The following is a 17,993-nucleotide window of genomic DNA, read 5'->3' on the forward strand; positions in this document are numbered from 1 at the left end:
GTCACTTGTCCGCATTTGTCAGGTTACGTCGCATGCCCGTGCTGCTTAGGCTCCAACCGTTCAGTCGCCAATCAGGCGATGTGTCAAGGAGTATGAATGCACGAGCAGATACCCGTGCCCCGCCGCCGGGGCCGGGTCACCGGCGCGCGACCACTGGGCGCGGTACTGGCCTTCGCAGTGACGACCTCGCTGCTCGCGGGGGCCGGGGACGCCTTCGCCGCACCGACCGCGCCCGGCGCCGACCGCGCGGCCCGGCCGACGGCCGGCACCGCCGCCGACCTGCCGTCCGCCAGGATCGCCGCACGGCTGGGAAAGCAGCGGGTCGAGGCCCTGTCCGAGCGCACCGAGTCGTCCACCACCTGGGCGAATCCGGACGGCTCGCTGACCACGGACTTCGCCGCCGGTCCCGTCCGCTTCCAGCGCGACGGCGCCTGGGTCGACGTCGACCTCGATCTGAAGACCGCCGCCGACGGCACGGTGGCACCGCAGGCGCACCCCGGTGGCCTCAAACTCGCCGGCCCCGGCGGCGTGCTGGCCGACTCGCTCGCCCAGTCGCAGGCGGGCGGGGCCGAGCCGCACACGCTGGTCACGCTCGGCTCGGGCGAGCAGCGGGTCGAGCTCCAGTGGCAGGGCGGCCTGCCCAAGCCCGTGCTCGACGGGACCAGGGCGACCTACCCGGACGCGATCGGTGACGGCTCGGCCGACCTGGTGGTGGAGGCCACCCGGACCGGCTTCGAGCAGTTCGTGACGCTCAAGCAGCGCCCCGCGGCCGCCGGCTACGCGTACACCATGCCGCTGCGGGCCAAGGGGCTCAAGGCCGAGGCCCAGCCGGACGGTTCGGTGCTCTTCACCGACGCGGTCACCGGTGCCGGGCGGGCCGTGCTGCCCGCGCCGGTGATGTGGGACGCGAGCACGGTGGCGGGCTCCAGCGAGCACCCGCACCAGGCGAAGGTGGACCTGAAGGTCGTCCAGCACGGCGACCTGATCGACCTGCGCTTCACCCCCGACACCGCCTTCCTCGCCGACCCCGCGACCCAGTACCCGGTGACCGTCGACCCCTCGACCGCGGCGCTGGGCAACGTCTTCGACACCCGCGTGCAGCAGGGCGAGAAGGTGGACTGGTCCGCCGACACCGAGCTCTACTGGGGCAACTCCGGCACCAAGAACGCCGACGGCTCCACCCGCCAGGCCCGCTCGTTCATCAACTGGAACACCGCGCCGATCTCGGACGCGCTGGTCTCCAAGGCGACCCTGTCGCTCTACAACTTCCACTCCGGCAACAGCGACTGCCTCGCCTACCCCTGGGACATCTACGACACCGGCCTTGCCTCCACCGCCTCCCGGTGGACGGCGCAGCCGAGTTGGAACGCCAAGAAGGCCACCTCCACCGAGACCAAGGGCCGTGACGCCTGCGGGGGCGACGGCTGGATCAACGCCGACGTCACCAACCTGGTGCAGACCTGGGCCTCGGCCAAGAACGCGACCTCCGGCATGGGCCTGCGGGCCCCGGACGAGAGCAGCACGAAGTACTGGAAGGAGGTGAACTCCGCCAACGCCGCGACGAACGTGCCCAAGCTGACGGTCACCTACAACTACCGGCCGCGCACCGGCACCGACCAGCAGGCCGGCTCCCCGTTCTACAAGGACCAGCAGGGCACCTGGTGGGTCAACTCGACCACGCCCACGCTGCGCGACACCTTCATCGACCCGAACAACGACAAGGTCGACGGCACCTTCCAGATCTTCGACGCCGCGAGCGACACGCAGGTCGGCAACGTGCTGGTCTCGCCGTACGTGCCCAGCGGCCAACCGGCCTCGGTGACCGTGCCGGCCGGGGTGCTGGCCAACGGCAGGACCTACCGGTTCCGCACCTCGCCGTACGACGGCACCAACTACAACAACGCCTGGTCCCCCTGGGCGACGTTCACCGTCGACGCCTCCGCCCCCTCCGCACCCGCCTCGATCACCTCCACCGACTACCCGTCGGGCCGCTGGGTGAAGGGCGCCGGTCAGAGCGGGGTCTTCACCGTCGTACCTCCGACGGGCGACCAGAACGCCCTGGAGTGGTCGCTGGACGGCACCACCTGGACCAAGGTCGCGACCGGCGGCTCGACCGCGCCGGTCAACCTCACCGTCACCCCCGCCAAGGGCGGCGGCAACACCCTGCGGGTGCGGGCCACCGACCGGGCGGAGAACAAGTCGGAGCCGATCAGCTACGCCTTCCAGGTCGGCGCCGGCGCGGTGACCGTGCCGAACGACGGCACCCGCACCGCCGCCCGCGTCCCGCTCGCCGCCGAGACCGACCCGGGCGCGTACAACGCGGTCGGCTACTCCTGGCGCCGCTCGGACGCCGACCCCTGGACGCCGCTGCCCGTCGCTGACGTCAGCAACAACGGTTCACCGGTGAGCAGTTGGCCCCTCCCGCTGACGAACGGCAAGAGTCCCGCGCTGAGCTGGAACGCCGCGGCCACCGTCAGCCCCGACGGCACGGTGCAGCTCCGGGCGGACTTCACCGGCCCGGGCGGCGCGGCCACCTCCTCCGAGGCCGTCAAGGTGATCGTCGACCGCAAGGCGCAGGGTGCGGCCACCCGGGACATCGGCCCCGGCACGCTCAACCTGCTCACCGGTGACCTGACGGTCTCCGCCACCGACGTCTCGATGTTCGAGATGAGCGTGGGCCGCACCCACTCCTCGCGCGATCCGAACGCGGCCAGGAACCGGGAGGGCCAGGCACCGATCTTCGGCCCGCACTGGGTCTCCGGGATCTCCGCCGACGCCGCCGAGTCGGACTACACCGAGGTCCGGCAGACCTCCGCCAGCTCGCTCGACGTGGTCTCCTCCGACGGCGAGGCCGTCTCGTTCACCGCCGGCGCCGCGCCCGACAGCTGGACCCCCGAGCCCGGCAACGAGCAGCTCACCCTGCGCGGTGCCTTCGCCGCCGGGGAGTTCACCCTCTCCGACACCAACGGCACCGTGACCACCTTCGCCAAGGTGGACCCGAGCGCGGCCACCTGGACCGTCTCCTCCAGCCTGCTGCACGGCCTGGCGAACACCACGACCACGGTGGTCTCGGAGAAGGTCACGACCGGCGGCAGGACGCTGGCCCGGCCGAAGCTGGTGATCGCCCCCACCTCGGCGGTCTCCGCCGCCGCCTGCGCGGCGGACCCGGGCACCAAGGGCTGCCGCGTCCTGCAGTTCGGCTACGCCGGCGCCACCACGGCCACCGGCACCGCCACCGGCGACCAGTTCGGCGACTACGCGGGCCAGTTGAGCACCATCAAGCTCTGGGCCACCGCCCCGGGCGCGGGCGCCGCGACCGCCACCGACGTCGCCACCTACCGCTACGACGCCAACGGCTGGCTGCGCCAGACCTGGGACCCGCGCCTGGGACAGGCCGCGCAGACCCAGTACACCTACTCCCAGCAGGCCGGCGAGGAGGGCCTGCTCACCTCCGTGCAGAAGAACGGGCAGATCGCGAGCAACCTCGCCTACGGCACCGTCACCGGCACCGCGGCGGCCGGGCCCGGCATGCTGACCAAGGTCTGGCACGACACGCTGGCCCCCGGCAGCGCCGACAAGGTCGACGGCACGGCCACCAGCACCGTGGTCTACAACGTCCCCACCAGTGGGGACAAGGCACCTGAGGACCTGTCGGCCGCCGCGGCCGGCACCTGGGGCCAGAGCGACCTGCCGACCGACGCGACCGCGGTCTTCCCCGCCGACCGGATCCCCGTCTCCAACAACGGCGCGGACCTGACCGCGGCCGACTACGCCCGCGCCACCGTCAGCTACCTCAATGCCTCGGGCCTGCTGGTCAACGAGGCCTCCCCCGGCCACCGGATCACCACCTCCGAGTACGACCGCTACGGCCACCAGACGCGTTCGCTCGGCGCCGCCAACCGCGAGCTCGCGCTCGGTGCGAGCGATGCCGCCAAGGCCCAGCTCGCCGACCTCGGGCTGAACGGCCTCGCCCCGGGCGAGCGGGCCCAGCTGCTCTCGCAGAGCACCGTCTACAGCGCCGACGGGCAGCGCGAGACCGACTCCTACGGCCCGCTGCACCGGGTGACCCTGACGGCCGACGCCGTCGTGGGCGGCACCGCGGTGGCCAAGGCCGGCACCCAGGTGGTCTCCCGCACGCACGTCGCCCGCAGCTACGACGAGGGCCGGCCCACCGACGGCTCCGCCAAGGTGAAGGACCAGGTCACCACCACCGTCTCCGGCGGCTGGCTGCGGTCCTGGCCGGAGCTGTTCGTCGAGACCCGCACCGACCGGAGCGTCTTCGACTGGACGCTCGGCGTGGCGACCGAGCAGATCAAGGACGCCGGCGGCCTCGCGCTGACCACCAAGGTCGGCCACGACAGCCAGGGCCGGTCCGTCTCCACCTCGCTGCCCGCGTCCAACGGCTCGGACGCCGGCACGGTCAACACCACCTTCTACACCGCCACCGGCACCGGTCCCTGCGCGGGCCGGCCCGAGTGGGCCGACCTGGTGTGCCGCAGCGCACCGGCCGGCGACATCACCGGCGGCGGCGCCAACCCCGCCCAGCAGACCACCAAGACCGTCGAGTACGGCCTGTTCGGCCAGCTGGCGAAGAGCGAGGAGAGCGCGAACGGCGTCACCCGCACCACCACCATCACCAGCGACGCCGCCGGCCGGCCGCTGACCACCACCGTCTCGGGCGGCGTCGGCGCCGCCGTCCCCACCACCACCAACACCTACCACCCCGCCACCGGCACGGTGACCCGTCAGGAGTCCGCCACCGGCGGGACCATCACCAAGGGCTACGACAGCCTCGGCCGGCTGATCTCCTACACCGACGCGGACGGCGGCACCACCACCACCGAGTACGACGCGCTCGACCGCCCGACCAAGGTCACCGACAGCAGCCCCTCGACGACCACCTTCGGCTACGACACCTCGGTGGACCCGCGCGGCCTGCTGACCTCGGCGACCGACTCGGTGGCCGGCACCTTCGGCGCCCGCTACGACGCCGACGGGGACCTCGTCACCCAGACCCTGCCCGGCGGTTACACCATGACCGACCAGCAGGACCCCAACGGCACCCCCACCTCGCGCAGCTACACCCGCGGCAGCGACGGCGCGGTGGTGGTCGCCGACCACATCACCGAGACCGTCCAGGGCCAGTGGGCCACCCACACCGGCACCCCCGGGATCACGGCCTCCCAGGTGTTCGGCTACGACCAGGCCGGCCGGCTCACCCGGGTGCAGGACACCTCGGTGGACGCCGTCTGCACCACCCGCTCGTACGCCTTCGACCGCAACAGCAACCGCACCGCGCTGGCCACCGCCACCGCGCCGCGCGGCCAGGAGTGCGGCACCGACGGGGCCACCACCCAGACCAGCAGCTACGACAGCGCGGACCGGATCACCAACGCCGGCTACGCCTACGACGCGTTCGGCCGCACCACCGCACTGCCCGGCAGCACGCTGGGCCACTACAGCACCGACCTGGTGCAGCAGCAGGTCAGCGGCGGCAACCGGCAGACCTGGGCGCTGGACTCCGCGATGCGCTTCCGCTCCTGGACCGTGGAGGCCAACCAGGGCGCGGCCTGGGCCGTGACCGCGGCCAAGACCAACCACTACGACGGTGACGGCGACAACCCGCGCTGGATCACCGAGGACGCCGCCGGCAACCTCACCCGCAACGTGGACGGTCTGAACGGAGGCCTGGCCGCCACCACCTCCAGGACCGGCAACACCGTGCTCCAACTCGCCAACCTGCACGGCGACATCACCCTCCAGCTGCCGCTGGACGGCGCGGTGGCACCCACCGTTCTCGACTTCGACGAGTACGGCCAGGCCCGCGCCGGGCAGCCGAACACCCGCTACGGGTGGATCGGCAGCAAGCAGCGCTCCAGCGAGACCCTGACCTCGCTGGCCCTGATGGGCGCCCGGCTCTACAACCCGGCCAGCGGCCGGTTCCTGTCCACCGACCCGGTCTACGGCGGCAACGCCAACCCGTACGACTACTGCAGCGGCGATCCGCTCACCTGCTACGACCTGACCGGACGCTGGGGCTGGCGCGGGCTGCTCAAGGCCGCCGTGACGGTGGGAGCCGTCGCCGGGGCGCTGGCCTGCGGTGCCTCCATCGTCTGCGGTGTCGCGGTCGCGGCCACCGCGGCAGCCGTCAGCTACACGGTCGGCAACGCCGGTACCAGCAACTGGAGCTGGAAGGGGCTGGCGACCAACACGGCCTTCGGCGCCGCCTCCGGTCTGGCCTTCGGCGGTGCAGCCCGCTGGGCCGGCAAGGAGGGCGTGCACGTGGCCTTCAAGGGTGTGCGGCGCTTCGGCGTAAGCTTCACCAAGAACAGCTCGGCGCGCGGGTCGAACTTCCACTGGAACACCACGATCAACGGCGCCAAGAAGTACGGCAACAACTTCCGGATCCACAGCCACCAGATCAAGGGCATGTCCCGCTGGAAGGCCGTGCACTACCACCACCGCGGCAGCGGCGGCATCAAGAACCACCGTCCGTGGCAGGGAAAGTGGTAGCGCCATGACCGATCCGCAGTATCCGATCATCGTCCTCGACGACGACCAGTGGCTCGACTCCTGCCGGTCCGACGATGAGCTCCAGCGCCTCGTCGAACCGGACTTCCTCGACGAGGACGTCGCCGGCGCCTTCGACGCCCTGGCCCGCCCCCTGCGGCTCACCGTCCACGACGGACGGATCGTCCCGCAGGTCGACGGCCCCGCCGACCCCGGCCGGCTCCAGGAGGAGACCGAGAAGTTCTTCCACCGCTGGACCTACGTCCAGGCCCCGCCCCGAACGGAGGACCTGGCCCGCTATCTGGCCGAGGTGACCGTCCTCGCCCGCACCACCAGGAGCCGTCGCCGGGGCCGCGACAGCTGAACAGCACCACCACGTCGGGCCGCGCGATCCTGCCAGGGTCGCGCGGCCCGCCGCCATGACCGCGTGCCGCTGGTGGCCCGTCAGGCCTGGTAGGCCGCGGAGATCTGGCCGACCAGGACGGCGAACGGCATGTCGAGCGCGGCGTAGAGGTCGCCGGCCTCGGGGGCGGCGTTGTCGGCCAGCGCCTCGACCATGAGGGTCGCGTAGTCGGAGACGATGACGCCCGCCTGCTGCATGCGCAGCAGTCCGGCCTCCCGCTTGGCCTGGCTGAAGGTGCCGGAGGCGTCCACGGCGACGTACGCGTCGTACCCGGCGGCCGTCGCGGCGAGCGCGGGCAGCGCCGCGCACACCTCCAGCGACACGCCGGCGATGATCAGCTTCTGGCGGCCGGTCGCCTCGATGGCCTCACGGACCCGGTCGTCGTGCCAGGCGTTGACCGTGCTGCGGTCGATGATCTTCTGGCCGGCCGGCAGGGCCGCGACCAGTTCGGGAGCGGTCGGCCCCCACATGCTGTCGGCCGCGGTGGTGGTGACGACCAAGGGGATGCCCAACACCGTCGCCGCCCGGGCCAGCGCCACCGCGTTGTGCTTGAGCTCGCCGAGCGGGATGTCCCGGACGCCGGACAGCAGGCCGACCTGGTGGTCGACGAGCACCACGGCGGCGTTCTCCCGCGTGATCGATTCCAGGAACTTGCTGCGCTCGGTCATCGTCCGCTCCTTCGGTCGAGCCATGGGCGTATTAGTCACCAATCTTGATAGTCAAGTTCAGTGACTACTTCTGACGCTATACCCCGGCCCCCCGGTGCGCAAGCACCGACTAAACTCGCTGGTCAGATGGCAGAGCGGCGGACGACCAGCACGACGACCAGTACGACGACCACCGGAACGGGAGCGGCGTTGACCGGGCACCAGAGCGCGGAACCGGACCTCGGCGTGCTCACGGCCCAGGTGCTCTTCTCCGTGCAGCGCGAACTGTTCGGCGCACTCGCCGAGCAGGGCTTCGACGACATCCAGCCCCGGGCCGGCGCCGTCCTCGCCTACCTGCGGGCCGACGGCATCCGGGCCAGCGAACTGGCCCGCGTCTCCGGACAGCACAAGCAGGTCATCGGCACCCTCGTCGACGACCTCGAACGCCTGGGCTACGTCGAGCGCAGGCCCGACCCGGCGGACCGCCGCGCCAAGCTGGTCTGCCCCACCGACCGCGGGCTGCTCCAGATGGCAGCCGCCACCGCCATCATGCGCGCGATCGAGGACCGCCATGCCAAGGCGCTGGGCGCCCAGGAGTACGCCGCCTTCAAGACCGCCCTCCACCGCGTGGCCGAACTCCAGCGCACCGCCCGGCACGACGGCCGGGACACCGGCACGCCGTCCGGAGGCCCGGGCGAGGAGTAGGGCCAACGCGACATCCCGGACTGGACCGCGGCGCTGGACCAGGTGGTGGACCACTCGGGCAGCGTCCGGCAAGGCCCTGGCACCGCCCGCGCAGAGCGCCGCCCTCGCCGCGTGCACCCAGAACGCGGGCTCGGGGGTGCTGCAGAACTGCGGTGCCGCGCCGGCGATCTCGGGGATCGGCCAGCGGCTGAACACCCCGCAGGGCGCGCCGCTGACCGTGGCCGGACTGAAGGGGAAAGCCGTCCTGATCGACTTCTGGGCCTACTCCTGCACCAAGGACGAGTCCCTGACGGCAAAGGCGAACGCCGGGATCACCCTCACCTACCAGGCCGCCGACATCTACCTCGACGTCGGCGGCACCGGCACCATCACCGCGACGGCCGACGGGCGGACCACGACCTACCCCGTCTCCGGCGCACCGGACATCTACACCCTGCTCAACCGCGCGACACCCGAACGGGGTTCACTCCAGGTGACCCTCTCCCCGGGCTTGAGCGCCTACTCCTTCACCTTCGGCCGACCAGTCGAACGAGTGAATCCGGCGACGGCTGCGCACTGCCCGGCCTCCTCGCCCGTACCGGCGTCCGCAGCCACCGCGAATCCCACCGGACCGCCGGTCTCGAACCCCTGGAGGGACCCTCGCCGAGGCCGGGAGGCTGCTCGAAAACACCCCGTTCGACCCGGGCTCGCCCGGACCGTGTCCGCTTGATCGACGCGTTCGAACACCGGCAGGATCCCCGGCCATGGACGAGACCCGGGAGACGATCAACTCCCTTGCCAGAGTTCTTTCTTCCTACTTCCTCCGGTCGGCGGACGGAGGCACCCCGGCATGAGTACCGACACGAGGCCCGCCGCGGGCCAGGACGAGGAACTCGTGTGGAAGGCCGACGCCCGCAAGGTCGAGGCCGCCGCCGCGATCAGCGTCGGCGCGATGGCCAGGCGCCTGCCCCAGCTGGTGGTACGGGCGTTCCGGCTGGCCTGGAGCGTCGAGCCGCGCTCGGTTGCGGTGCTGCTGGCCTGTCAGGTCGCCTCCGCCGTCCTCGGCGCGGCCGGACTGGCCGCCACGACCGGCACGATCGGCTCGCTGTTCGCCTCCGGACAGGTGTCGCAGCGCGTCGTCGCGGCGCTGCCGTCGATCGCGGTGATCGCCTGCGCGCTCGGGGTCCGCAGGCTGCTGGGGATCACCATCCAGACGATCACCGTGCGCCTGTCCCCCCGCATCGGGCGCGAGGCCGAGGCGACCGTGCTGCGCGCCACGATCGCCACCGAACTGGCCGCCTACGACACCGCCGGCTACAGCGACGACCTGGAGGCCGCCGACCGCGGCGCGGACACCTGTGCCGACATCCTCGGCGAGGCGCAGAACCTCCTCTCCTCGGCCGGCTCGCTGGTCGGTGCGGCCGGCGTGCTGACCGTCCTGCACCCGCTGCTGCTGCCGCTGCTGGTGGTCGCCGCGCTGCCGCAGGGCATCGCTTCGGTCCGCGCGGCCCGGGTGCACTACCTGGCCGGCCGGGACGCGGTGGGCGACCGGCGGATCATGGCCAACCTGCGCTGGTACATCCACCTCAAGCGGCACGCGGACCAGGTGCGCTCCGACACCATGGGCGACTTCCTGATGGACAAGTACGACGCGGTGGGCCGCCGGCTGGACGCCAACGCCCGTCGCGCCGCCTCCCAGGCCGCCCGGGTGTCGGTCCTCGGGGCGCTCGCCTCCGGTCTCGGGTCCGGGACGGTGTGGCTGGTGATGCTGTGGCTGGTCGTCAGCGGGCGGATGAGCCTGTCGCACGGCTCTGCCGCGGTCGTCGCCCTCACCGCGGTCTCCAGCGCCATGACCGGGATCGTCGGGTACGGGGCCGACCTCTTCCGCACCGGCATGTACCTGGACGACTGGGCGGGCTTCCTCGACACCGCCGGCGGCTACGCCCTGCAGCGCGGCGCCATCGCCCCCACCGCCCCCGAGCGGATCACGGTGCAGGAGCTCAGCTACGCCTACCCCAGCTCCGAGCGCACCGCGCTGGACTCGGTGAGCCTGACCGTGCGGCGCGGGGAGATCGTGGCCCTGGTCGGCGAGAACGGCTCCGGCAAGACCACCCTGGCCAAGGTGCTCGCCGGGCTGTACGTGCCCGCACCCGGCCAGGGCACGGTGGAGTGGGACGGGACCGACACCCGCGCCATGGACCCGCACGCCCTGTGGCGGCAGGTCGCCGTCGTCCCGCAGGACTACGCGCACTGGATGCTCACCGCCCGCGAGAACATCACCCTGGGCCAGCCCACGGCCGAAGGCGAGGCCGCGGTGTGGCGCGCGGCCGAGGCCTCCGGCGCGGACGAGGTGATCGGCCAACTGCGCAACGGCCTGGGCACCCTGCTCGCCGTGGAGTGGATGGGCGGCGAGGAACTCTCGGGCGGGCAGTGGCAGCGCCTCGCGATCGCCCGTGCCTTCCACCGGCCCGCCGGGCTGCTGATCCTGGACGAGCCCACCGCCGCCCTCGATCCGCGCGCCGAGCACCGGATCTTCGCCAACCTGCGCAGCCTCGCCCGCGACAAGGCGGTGATCCTGGTGACCCACCGGCTCACCAACGTGGAGGTGGCGGACCGGATCGTCGTCATGGAACGCGGCCGGGTGATCCAGCACGGCACCTTCCCCGAGCTGGTGGCCGAGCAGGGCGGCCGGTTCCGGGAGTTGTGGGACCTCCAGCACGACCGCACCGGCATCCCCGGCCGGCGGAACCCCTCGGCGCGGGAGAAGTCGGTGCGGGAGAAGTCGGTGCGCGAGAACGAGGAGCCCGTCCGGTGATCGACTCCCACGTGCTGACCGCGCCGACCGCGCGCGGGCCCGGGCGCCCCGTGCGGTTCAGCCGGCGAAGGATGCGGGGCCGAGGCGGCCCCACACCACGAAGGCGGCCAGGGCGAGGTAGGTCAGGTCCACCAGCACGAGCTTCCACTCGTGCCGCCGAATGCGGGTGATCGCCGCTCCGGCCATGATCACCACCAGGCCGAGGGCGGCCAGCGGCACCAGGACCGGCGCGATGCCGAGCACGGCCGGCAGCACCAGACCCGCCGCGGCCAGCACCTCAAGGGCGCCGATGGCCTTGACGCCACCGGCGCTGAAGTCCTCGACCCAGCGTCCGCTGTGCCCGACGGCGGCGATCCTCTCCTTCGGCGTGATCACCTTGAAGGCGCCACCGAGCAGGTAGGCGGCGGCCAGGATTCCGGCGACGGTCCACAGAGCGAGGTTCACGGTCCCGTTCCTCTCAGGGTTGTCCATGCGCAGGGCTCCGTTGTCCCTGCTGCCCCTGTGAGACAGCACACTCCGGTGGTCTGTGACAGCCAGGCAGGTGACCTGCGTCTCCCTCGCGGAGGCGGCAGGTCACCTGCTGACGTCGGCTCGGGCCGGCTGCTACGGCGCCGAGTTGGGCACCTTCGGGTTCTCCGCGAAGGCCTTGGTCGGGGAGCCGAACGGCGTGGTGTCCTCGGTGCTGACGTGGGCGCAGCTCTGCGATCCGCCGGCGTTGTCCGCGCTCGCGTCGCTCGGTGCGGCGACCGGTGCGGTGGGCGCGGGTGCCTGGGCGCCGGCGGCGCTGCCGGACGCGGCCGTCGTGGTGCCGCCGAAGCTGGTGCCGCTCGGCCAGTCAGAACCGATGTACAGGTGCAGGGTGGCCGACGTACCGGTCGCGCGCAGCGCCGAGGACGGCAGTCCGAGGGTGCTGGCGACGGCCTGGGCGTCGGCGGCGTGGCTCGGCGCATAGACCAGTTCGGTCGCCTCGACCGGGGCCGCGTTGCCGCTCTCCACCGCGTCCGTATAGCCCTTCTGCTGCAACACGGTGGCCACCGCGAGCGCGCGCCCGGAGGTGGCGCTGGCGTTGGAGACGTCCAGGTGCACGGCGGCGGTGTCGATGGCGGGCGCCGCCGGCGCGGCCGCGCTGGTGGCGGGGGCCGGCGCCGTCCGGCCGTCGGCCGAGGGCGCCGAGGGCGAGGCGGAGGGGGTGCCGCCGGAGAAGGACTGGTCGTTCTGGATCGCGGTGAAGACCTGCTGGGCGTCGGGGCCCAGCACCACGTCGTCCTTGAGGCCCACCACGGGCCCCTGGTACGGCAGGTTGGGGGTGGTCAGGAAGGTGATCTTGTTGGTCGGCACGTCGTTCAACTGGCCGGCCAGCGAGGTGAGATTGGTGATGCCGTCCAGGGCGGTGTCCACGGTGAGCGCCTTGGTCGCGGCGTTGGCCAGCGAGTAGAGCGCGGCCGGGTTGGTCAGCGTGTTGGCGCTCTTGAGCTTCTGGATCATCGCGGAGAGGAAGAGGTGCTGGGCCCCCTCGCGTCCGAGGTCGCTGCCGTTGCCGAAGCCGTGCCGGGTGCGCAGGAACTCCAGCGCCGACAGGCCCTGCAGGGTGTGGCTCCCGGAGGTCAGCTTGAGGTGCGAGTAGGGGTCGTAGACGTTGTTGTCGACGCAGACGTTCACGCCGCCGACCGCGTCCGACATGTTCACCACGCCGCCGAAGTCGATCATCATGAAGTGGTCGACGGTGATCCCGGTCAGCTGGTGGACGGCCGCCACCGTGCAGCCGGGACCGTACTGCAGGCTGCTGTTGATCAGCACCTGCCGGTCCCCCGAGTGGACCGCCCCGGTCGTCGGGTCCTTGCAGTCGGGCAGGTCCGTCACCGTGTCGCGCGGAATGCTGAGCACGGTGGCATTGGTGCGGTTGGCGGACAGGTGGACGACCATCTCGACGTCCGCATTGGCACCGGCGCCACCGCCGCCGCAGTCGCCGCCGATCTGGCAGTCCGTCGCGGAGGAGCGGGTGTCCGAGCCGATCACCAGGATGTTCTCCGGGCTGTTGCCCGCGGCGTCCTTCTTTTCAGGGGCCTGGGTCCCGGTGCCGGTGAACAGCGCGCTGCTCTTGATGTTGCCGTCGAGCTGGAAGTACACATAGCTGCCGCCACCGACCAGCAGGACCAGCACGACCGCCAGCGACAGCAGGACGACGCGCCTGGCCCGTCCCCGCTTCCGGCGCGCCTTGCGCCGCCCGGCCCGTCCACCGGCCGCCGCATCCGTGGCCGCCGGGGAGGCGTCGCGGCCGTGTGCGGCGCGCCGGCGCTCGGCCGGCTCGGGGGATATTCGATGGTCAACCATGCGCGTCCTGTCCGAGGTTCCATGGCAAAGCCCGGGTCGAGGCCCCATCCTGCGTCGCCCGCATGAGAATTCCGTTGGCATGACCGCCCCCGCGCCGTCACCCGGGCGTCGACGAACCGATCCGGCGCGCGACGGTACATGCTCTCCGTCGACGACGGTTCGGGCCCGGTGCTGATCTTCGTCAACGTGCAGACGGGCATCGACGTCTCGCGCCTGGCGCTGGGCGATGCCGTCCGGGTGACCGGCTTCAGCAGCCGGTTCGACGACCACTACGAGATCGACCCGCGGTGGCCGCACGACATCGAGGCCGTCCGGAGGTAGCCCCGGGGCGGGCCGGCGCGGGCCCCGCGGTCGCGCGGCCGGCCGGTTTGCCCCATACCGGCCCGTCGTTCCCTCCACCGTCGCCGGCTGTTCCCCCGCTGCTGGGCCGGGGTCGGCCTGTGCCTGCGAGCCTCCGGGCGATCCCCCGCCGGCTCAGGAGGCAGTAGTGGCACATCCCTCGCGCAGGACCGTTCTCCGCACCACGGCCGCGGCCGCGTCGCTCGCGGCCGCGCCCGGCTCCACCCTGCTGTGGAGCCGGCCCGCCGTCGCGGACACCCCCGGTCCCGAACAGGTGCACCTCGGCTTCGGCAACGAGCCCTCGCGCGAAATGACCGTCTCCTGGGCCACCGCCGCCTCCGTGAGCCGTCCCCGGCTGCGCCTGGGCACGGCGAAGGGCGGGTTCGGGCGGGTCCTCGATGCGGAGACCCGCACCTACGTCGACGGCCTGAACAAGGTCGAGACCTACACCCACCGGGTCCGCCTGCACGGCCTGCAGCCCGACACCCCGTACGTCTACGAGGTGTCGCACGACGGCGCGACCCCCCGGCGCGGCACCTTCCGCACCGCCCCCGAGCCGGGCCGCACCGCGTTCCGCTTCACCAGCTTCGGCGACCTGGGCACCGGCTCCGCCGCCTTCAGCAAGTCCTCCATCCACGGCGCGGCGGCCGTGCGGCACGTCGAGCAGTTCGCGCCGCTGTTCCACCTGCTCAACGGCGACCTGGCGTACGCCAACAACAATCCGACCGTGCAGCCGCAGGCGTGGGACGCGTTCATGAACAACATGTCCGTCTCCGCCGCGAACCGCCCCTGGATGCCCGCCCCCGGCAACCACGAGGTGGAGGCCGGCGGCGGCGACCTCGGCTACGCCTCGTACCACACCCGCTTCGACCTGCCCGACAACCACAGCCGCGACTACTGCGGCAACTGGTACAGCTTCCGGGTCGGCTCCGTGCTCTTCCTCTCCCTCGACGGCAACGACCTCGCCGTCGAGGACGATGCCAGCATCGACCCGGCCACCGGCCGGTCCATCTACATCAGCGGCTACAGCGAGGGCGCCCAGCTGCGCTGGCTCGAGCGCACCCTGTCCCGCGCCCGGGCCGGCCACGACATCGACTGGATCGTGGCGTCGATGCACCAGTTCGCGATGTCCTCCTCCGCCACCAGCCACGGCGGCGACATGGGCATCCGCGAACAACTGCTGCCCGTCTTCGACCGCTACCAGGTCGACCTGGTGCTCTGCGGGCACGACCACGACTACGAGCGCACCTACGCCGTGCGCGGCACCGACCCCGGCAGCCTGCTGCGCCCGAGCGTGGTCAGCGACGAGATCCACGACATCGACACCTCCCAGGGCACCGTCCACCTGATCCTGGGCGGCGGCGGCACCGCGTCGAGCGACGACACCTACCTCACCGGCCCCACCGCCGGGGGCGTGCCCGAGGCCTTCGTGCGCACCCAGCGCCTGACCTTCAAGGCGGACCCGGACGCGAAGGAGAAGGCCACCTGGTCGGCGGTCCGCGACCCCGACACGGCCTTCCCCTACGGGGTCGCGGTGTTCGACGTCGACCCCGGTGCGCTGGCCGGCGGGCGCACCACGATCACCGTCAGCTACTACCACACGCCCGCCGCCACGGCGGCGGTCCCGGTCCCCGCCCCGGTGCTCTTCGACCGCTTCACCCTGCACCGCCTGCGGCGCGATGCCAGGCCCGCCCACCACGGCGACCTGGCCACCGCGGGGCGCTGACGACAGCCGGTCGGTTCGACCGTGCGAGGGGCCCCGTCGCCGGGGCCCCTCGGCTCGCTCAGCTGTAGAGCGCGACCCGCGGCGCGACGGTGCCCACAGCCCCCGTCGTGATCACGGTGAGCCGGTAGTGCTGGACGAGGGTCTCGCCGCTGTGCAACCGCTCCTTCGCCCGGGTCAGGTTCGTGTACAACGTCCCGGTCTGCGTGCCGAGCTGCACGGTCCGCCACTGGCCACTGCCGGTGAGCTGCTGAACCTGGACGTCCGAGGGCTGGAGGAACGGCCCCGCATCCGGCGACAGCACGAGCAGCTGCGGCGCGACGATCTGGTCGGTCGACGTGGTGTTGCGGTAGGTGACCGTGTACCCGAGCGTCTGGTGGCCGGTCGCCAGCGGGCTTGCAGGCAGGTTCACGAAGTCCGTCGGTGCGACGGGGAACCGGTCGGAGGCGGCGGAGGCCACAGCGGTCGGCGGCGCCGCCGCCATCGCCGGTCCGGTGGAAACGACGGCAGCGGCGACGGTGACTGCGGCGGCTGCGGTGACACCCAGGCGATTGCGCTTCGTCAGCATGCGCGAGACCCCTTTCGACTTCCTTGCGGGTCTGTCCGGGAGGGATGAACTCCCGGTGGAGTGGTCCTGTTTCGACGGCGGGGAGGGATTTCACGTCAGGCTACTCCGTGACGGTACTCACGCGCCTGGGGAGCCCACTACGCTTCCTAGTAGCCCGCTTCGGGAGCATCGCCGCGCGGATCGCGGCCGTGCTCGCCGTCCGCGCCGCCGATCGCCGCGATCACCCCGCCGGTCGGCGTCCGTGCAGCTCAGCGCGGTGATCCTCGGCGGAAAAACCCAGCCGGGTACGTGGTTTGAACCCCTGGGGCACGGGTACCGGGCCCGGCCGGGCGTCGGTCGGGGAGGCCCGCGACTACGACCCACCGTCGTATCAAGGCCCCTTGGATCGCGCCCCCGACCCCGCTAACAATGGCGAAGTCGCCAGATGCGGCGGAGGCCCGTCCACCGCCGCAGCTCCCGAACGGTGGTCTCTCCACAGCGAGACCGCCCCGGTGCCGACACCCCTGACCGCGAGGCCGCTTCGTCGTGCCTGCGGAACCCTCTGGGGGCGAGGCGCCCAACTGATGTGAGGTCGAACTCCACGTGCCCGTGATCTCCACCCGCATGCGCAAGTCCGCCGCCCTTCTCGCCTCCGCCGCCGGCATCGTCGCCATCGGCGCCGCCGTGGCCCCCACCGCCGCCTCTGCCGCCACCCCGCAGCAGATCGCCGCCAGCATCGTCCCCGCCGACCAGCTGGCCTCCTTCGACCAGATCGTCTCGCACGAGAGCGGCTGGAACGTCACCGCCACCAACCCGTCCTCGGGCGCCTACGGCCTGGGCCAGGCCCTGCCGGGCAACAAGATGGCCTCCGCCGGCGCCGACTGGCAGACCAACGCGTCCACCCAGATCAAGTGGACGTACGACTACATGAACAGCCGCTACGGCAGCCCGAACCAGGCCTGGGCCTACTGGCAGGTCCACCACAACTACTGATCACCCCGATCAGCGACCCCCAGCGGGTCAACCCCTAGGGGCCCAGCACGCGACCCGCGCGCCGGGCCCCTCAGGCGTTCCCGGAGAGTCTGCGGTCTCAGCGGAACGCGGCGATGTTGCGCGCGGCCCAGTCGGCGAAGGGGCGCGGGGCCCGGCCGAGGACCCGCTGCACGTCCGGGCTGACGAGCAGCTCGGCCTCGTTCGGGGAGCCGAGGATGTCCAGGGTGTCCTCGGCGAGCTCCACCGGCATGCTCCGGGCCATCGCGGCCCTGGCCTCGTCCCGGGTGAGGTCGTGGAAGCGCACCGGCGAGCCCAGCGCGTCGGCGATGGCCTGCGCCTGCTGGCGCGGCGTGATCACCGCCGGGCCGGTCAGGTCGTACACGCCGCCGGTGTACCGGTCCTCCAGCAGGCAGGCCGCCGCCACGTCGGCGATGTCCGCCGGGTCGACGACCGGCACCCCGACGTCGCCGAAGGGCGCGGCCACGGCCCGCTGCGTGCGGACGGACTCGGCCCACCACAGCGCGTTGGAGGCGAAGCCGCCCGGCCGCAGGACGGCCCACTCCAGCCCGGACTCCCGCAGCACGTCCTCCAGCTCGCGCATCGCGATCCGCGTCGGGCCGAAGGGCCTGGTCGTCACGCCCTGCGAGGAGAGCAGCACGACCCGGCGGACCCCGGCGGCCCGGGCCCGGCGGATGATGTCGGCCGGATCGGCCCCGGCGGCGTGCAGGTCGCCGGAGAGCAGCAGGAACAGCGCCTTCGCCCCGGCCAGCGCGGGCTCCAGGCCGGCCGGCTCGGCCAGATCGGCCACCACGTGGCGGACACCCTGCGGCACCGCCGCCGCGTGCCGCGACACCGCCGTCACCTGCCGGCCCGCCTCGGCCAGCGCCTGCGTCAACGGCCGGCCCACGTTCCCGGTAGCCCCGGTCACCACGATCATCTTCAGCTCCTTGTGCGATGTGCTCTGGTGTCTCCGACGCTAGGAGAAGGAACTAACTCTTGGT

The 17,993-nt window shown here is 72.3% G+C and carries 13 protein-coding genes; 8 read left to right on the top strand and 5 right to left on the bottom strand.

The features are described 5' to 3' along the window. The first annotated feature begins 96 nt into the window (after positions 1-96). Positions 97-6,513 (top strand): DNRLRE domain-containing protein, encoded by a 6,417-nt coding sequence (locus OG500_RS02480; protein WP_329575974.1) that lies wholly within the window; start codon positions 97-99, stop codon positions 6,511-6,513. A gap of 4 nt (positions 6,514-6,517) precedes the next feature. After that, the gene (locus OG500_RS02485; RefSeq protein ID WP_329575977.1) at positions 6,518-6,874 is read left to right on the top strand and encodes a hypothetical protein; all 357 of its coding nucleotides are present in this window, start codon (positions 6,518-6,520) and stop codon (positions 6,872-6,874) included. 80 nt (positions 6,875-6,954) lie between these two features. Here OG500_RS02485 and OG500_RS02490 read toward each other — a convergent pair whose 3' ends face one another. Continuing rightward, positions 6,955-7,581 carry an isochorismatase family protein gene (locus OG500_RS02490; protein WP_327064691.1) on the bottom strand — a complete coding sequence of 209 codons (627 nt, stop codon included), beginning with the start codon at positions 7,579-7,581 and terminating at the stop codon, positions 6,955-6,957. A gap of 126 nt (positions 7,582-7,707) precedes the next feature. Here OG500_RS02490 and OG500_RS02495 point away from each other — a divergent pair, with 126 nt between their 5' ends. From OG500_RS02495 to OG500_RS02505, 3 genes are all read left to right on the top strand, one after another. Beyond that, positions 7,708-8,265 (top strand): MarR family winged helix-turn-helix transcriptional regulator, encoded by a 558-nt coding sequence (locus OG500_RS02495; RefSeq protein WP_329575979.1) that lies wholly within the window; start codon positions 7,708-7,710, stop codon positions 8,263-8,265. A gap of 136 nt (positions 8,266-8,401) precedes the next feature. Next, positions 8,402-8,974, top strand: a complete 573-nt coding sequence (locus OG500_RS02500; RefSeq protein WP_329575982.1) for a hypothetical protein — start codon at positions 8,402-8,404, stop codon at positions 8,972-8,974. Between the two features lie 120 nt (positions 8,975-9,094). Beyond that, on the top strand, positions 9,095-11,059 hold the full coding sequence (locus tag OG500_RS02505; protein WP_329575984.1) for an ABC transporter ATP-binding protein: 1,965 nt from the start codon (positions 9,095-9,097) through the stop codon (positions 11,057-11,059). 57 nt (positions 11,060-11,116) lie between these two features. On the opposite strand, the gene OG500_RS02510 is transcribed toward OG500_RS02505, so the two are convergent. Continuing rightward, a complete protein-coding gene (locus OG500_RS02510) occupies positions 11,117-11,503 on the bottom strand; it encodes a DoxX family protein (RefSeq protein WP_329575987.1) in 387 nt (128 codons plus the stop codon). A 159-nt stretch (positions 11,504-11,662) separates the two neighbouring features. After that, positions 11,663-13,390, bottom strand: coding sequence for an LCP family protein (locus tag OG500_RS02515; RefSeq protein WP_329575990.1), 1,728 nt, complete (start codon positions 13,388-13,390; stop codon positions 11,663-11,665). Positions 13,391-13,528: 138 nt separating this feature from the next. Between OG500_RS02515 and OG500_RS02520 the strand changes: the two genes are divergently transcribed. Continuing rightward, positions 13,529-13,711, top strand: coding sequence for a hypothetical protein (locus tag OG500_RS02520; RefSeq protein WP_329575993.1), 183 nt, complete (start codon positions 13,529-13,531; stop codon positions 13,709-13,711). Between the two features lie 166 nt (positions 13,712-13,877). After that, a complete protein-coding gene (locus tag OG500_RS02525) occupies positions 13,878-15,455 on the top strand; it encodes a purple acid phosphatase family protein (RefSeq protein ID WP_329575995.1) in 1,578 nt (525 codons plus the stop codon). 58 nt (positions 15,456-15,513) lie between these two features. Here the strand turns inward: OG500_RS02525 and OG500_RS02530 are convergent, their stop codons facing one another. Further along, complete coding sequence (locus OG500_RS02530; RefSeq protein WP_327064699.1) at positions 15,514-16,020, bottom strand: signal peptide protein; 507 nt, start codon at positions 16,018-16,020, stop codon at positions 15,514-15,516. Between the two features lie 603 nt (positions 16,021-16,623). Here OG500_RS02530 and OG500_RS02535 point away from each other — a divergent pair. Further along, entirely contained in the window at positions 16,624-16,992 is a 369-nt protein-coding gene (locus OG500_RS02535) for a lytic transglycosylase domain-containing protein (protein WP_442789304.1), read from the top strand. A 97-nt stretch (positions 16,993-17,089) separates the two neighbouring features. Here the strand turns inward: OG500_RS02535 and OG500_RS02540 are convergent, their stop codons facing one another. Continuing rightward, positions 17,090-17,929, bottom strand: a complete 840-nt coding sequence (locus OG500_RS02540) for an SDR family oxidoreductase (RefSeq protein ID WP_327064700.1) — start codon at positions 17,927-17,929, stop codon at positions 17,090-17,092. Between the last annotated feature and the right edge of the window lie 64 nt (positions 17,930-17,993).

Source organism: Kitasatospora sp. NBC_01250 (assembly GCF_036226465.1).
In the GTDB taxonomy this organism is placed as follows: Bacteria; Actinomycetota; Actinomycetes; order Streptomycetales; family Streptomycetaceae; genus Kitasatospora.

Excerpts from the sequence above, each read along its gene's own strand:
- OG500_RS02480 (WP_329575974.1), top strand. The coding sequence starts at position 97 with ATGCACGAGCAGATACCCGTGCCCCGCCGCCGGGGCCGGGTCACCGGC.
- OG500_RS02485 (WP_329575977.1), top strand. The coding sequence starts at position 6,518 with ATGACCGATCCGCAGTATCCGATCATCGTCCTCGACGACGACCAGTGG.
- OG500_RS02490 (WP_327064691.1), bottom strand. The coding sequence starts at position 7,581 with ATGACCGAGCGCAGCAAGTTCCTGGAATCGATCACGCGGGAGAACGCC.
- OG500_RS02495 (WP_329575979.1), top strand. The coding sequence starts at position 7,708 with ATGGCAGAGCGGCGGACGACCAGCACGACGACCAGTACGACGACCACC.
- OG500_RS02505 (WP_329575984.1), top strand. The coding sequence starts at position 9,095 with ATGAGTACCGACACGAGGCCCGCCGCGGGCCAGGACGAGGAACTCGTG.
- OG500_RS02515 (WP_329575990.1), bottom strand. The coding sequence starts at position 13,390 with ATGGTTGACCATCGAATATCCCCCGAGCCGGCCGAGCGCCGGCGCGCC.
- OG500_RS02520 (WP_329575993.1), top strand. The coding sequence starts at position 13,529 with ATGCTCTCCGTCGACGACGGTTCGGGCCCGGTGCTGATCTTCGTCAAC.
- OG500_RS02530 (WP_327064699.1), bottom strand. The coding sequence starts at position 16,020 with ATGCTGACGAAGCGCAATCGCCTGGGTGTCACCGCAGCCGCCGCAGTC.
- OG500_RS02535 (WP_442789304.1), top strand. The coding sequence starts at position 16,624 with ATGCGCAAGTCCGCCGCCCTTCTCGCCTCCGCCGCCGGCATCGTCGCC.
- OG500_RS02540 (WP_327064700.1), bottom strand. The coding sequence starts at position 17,929 with ATGATCGTGGTGACCGGGGCTACCGGGAACGTGGGCCGGCCGTTGACG.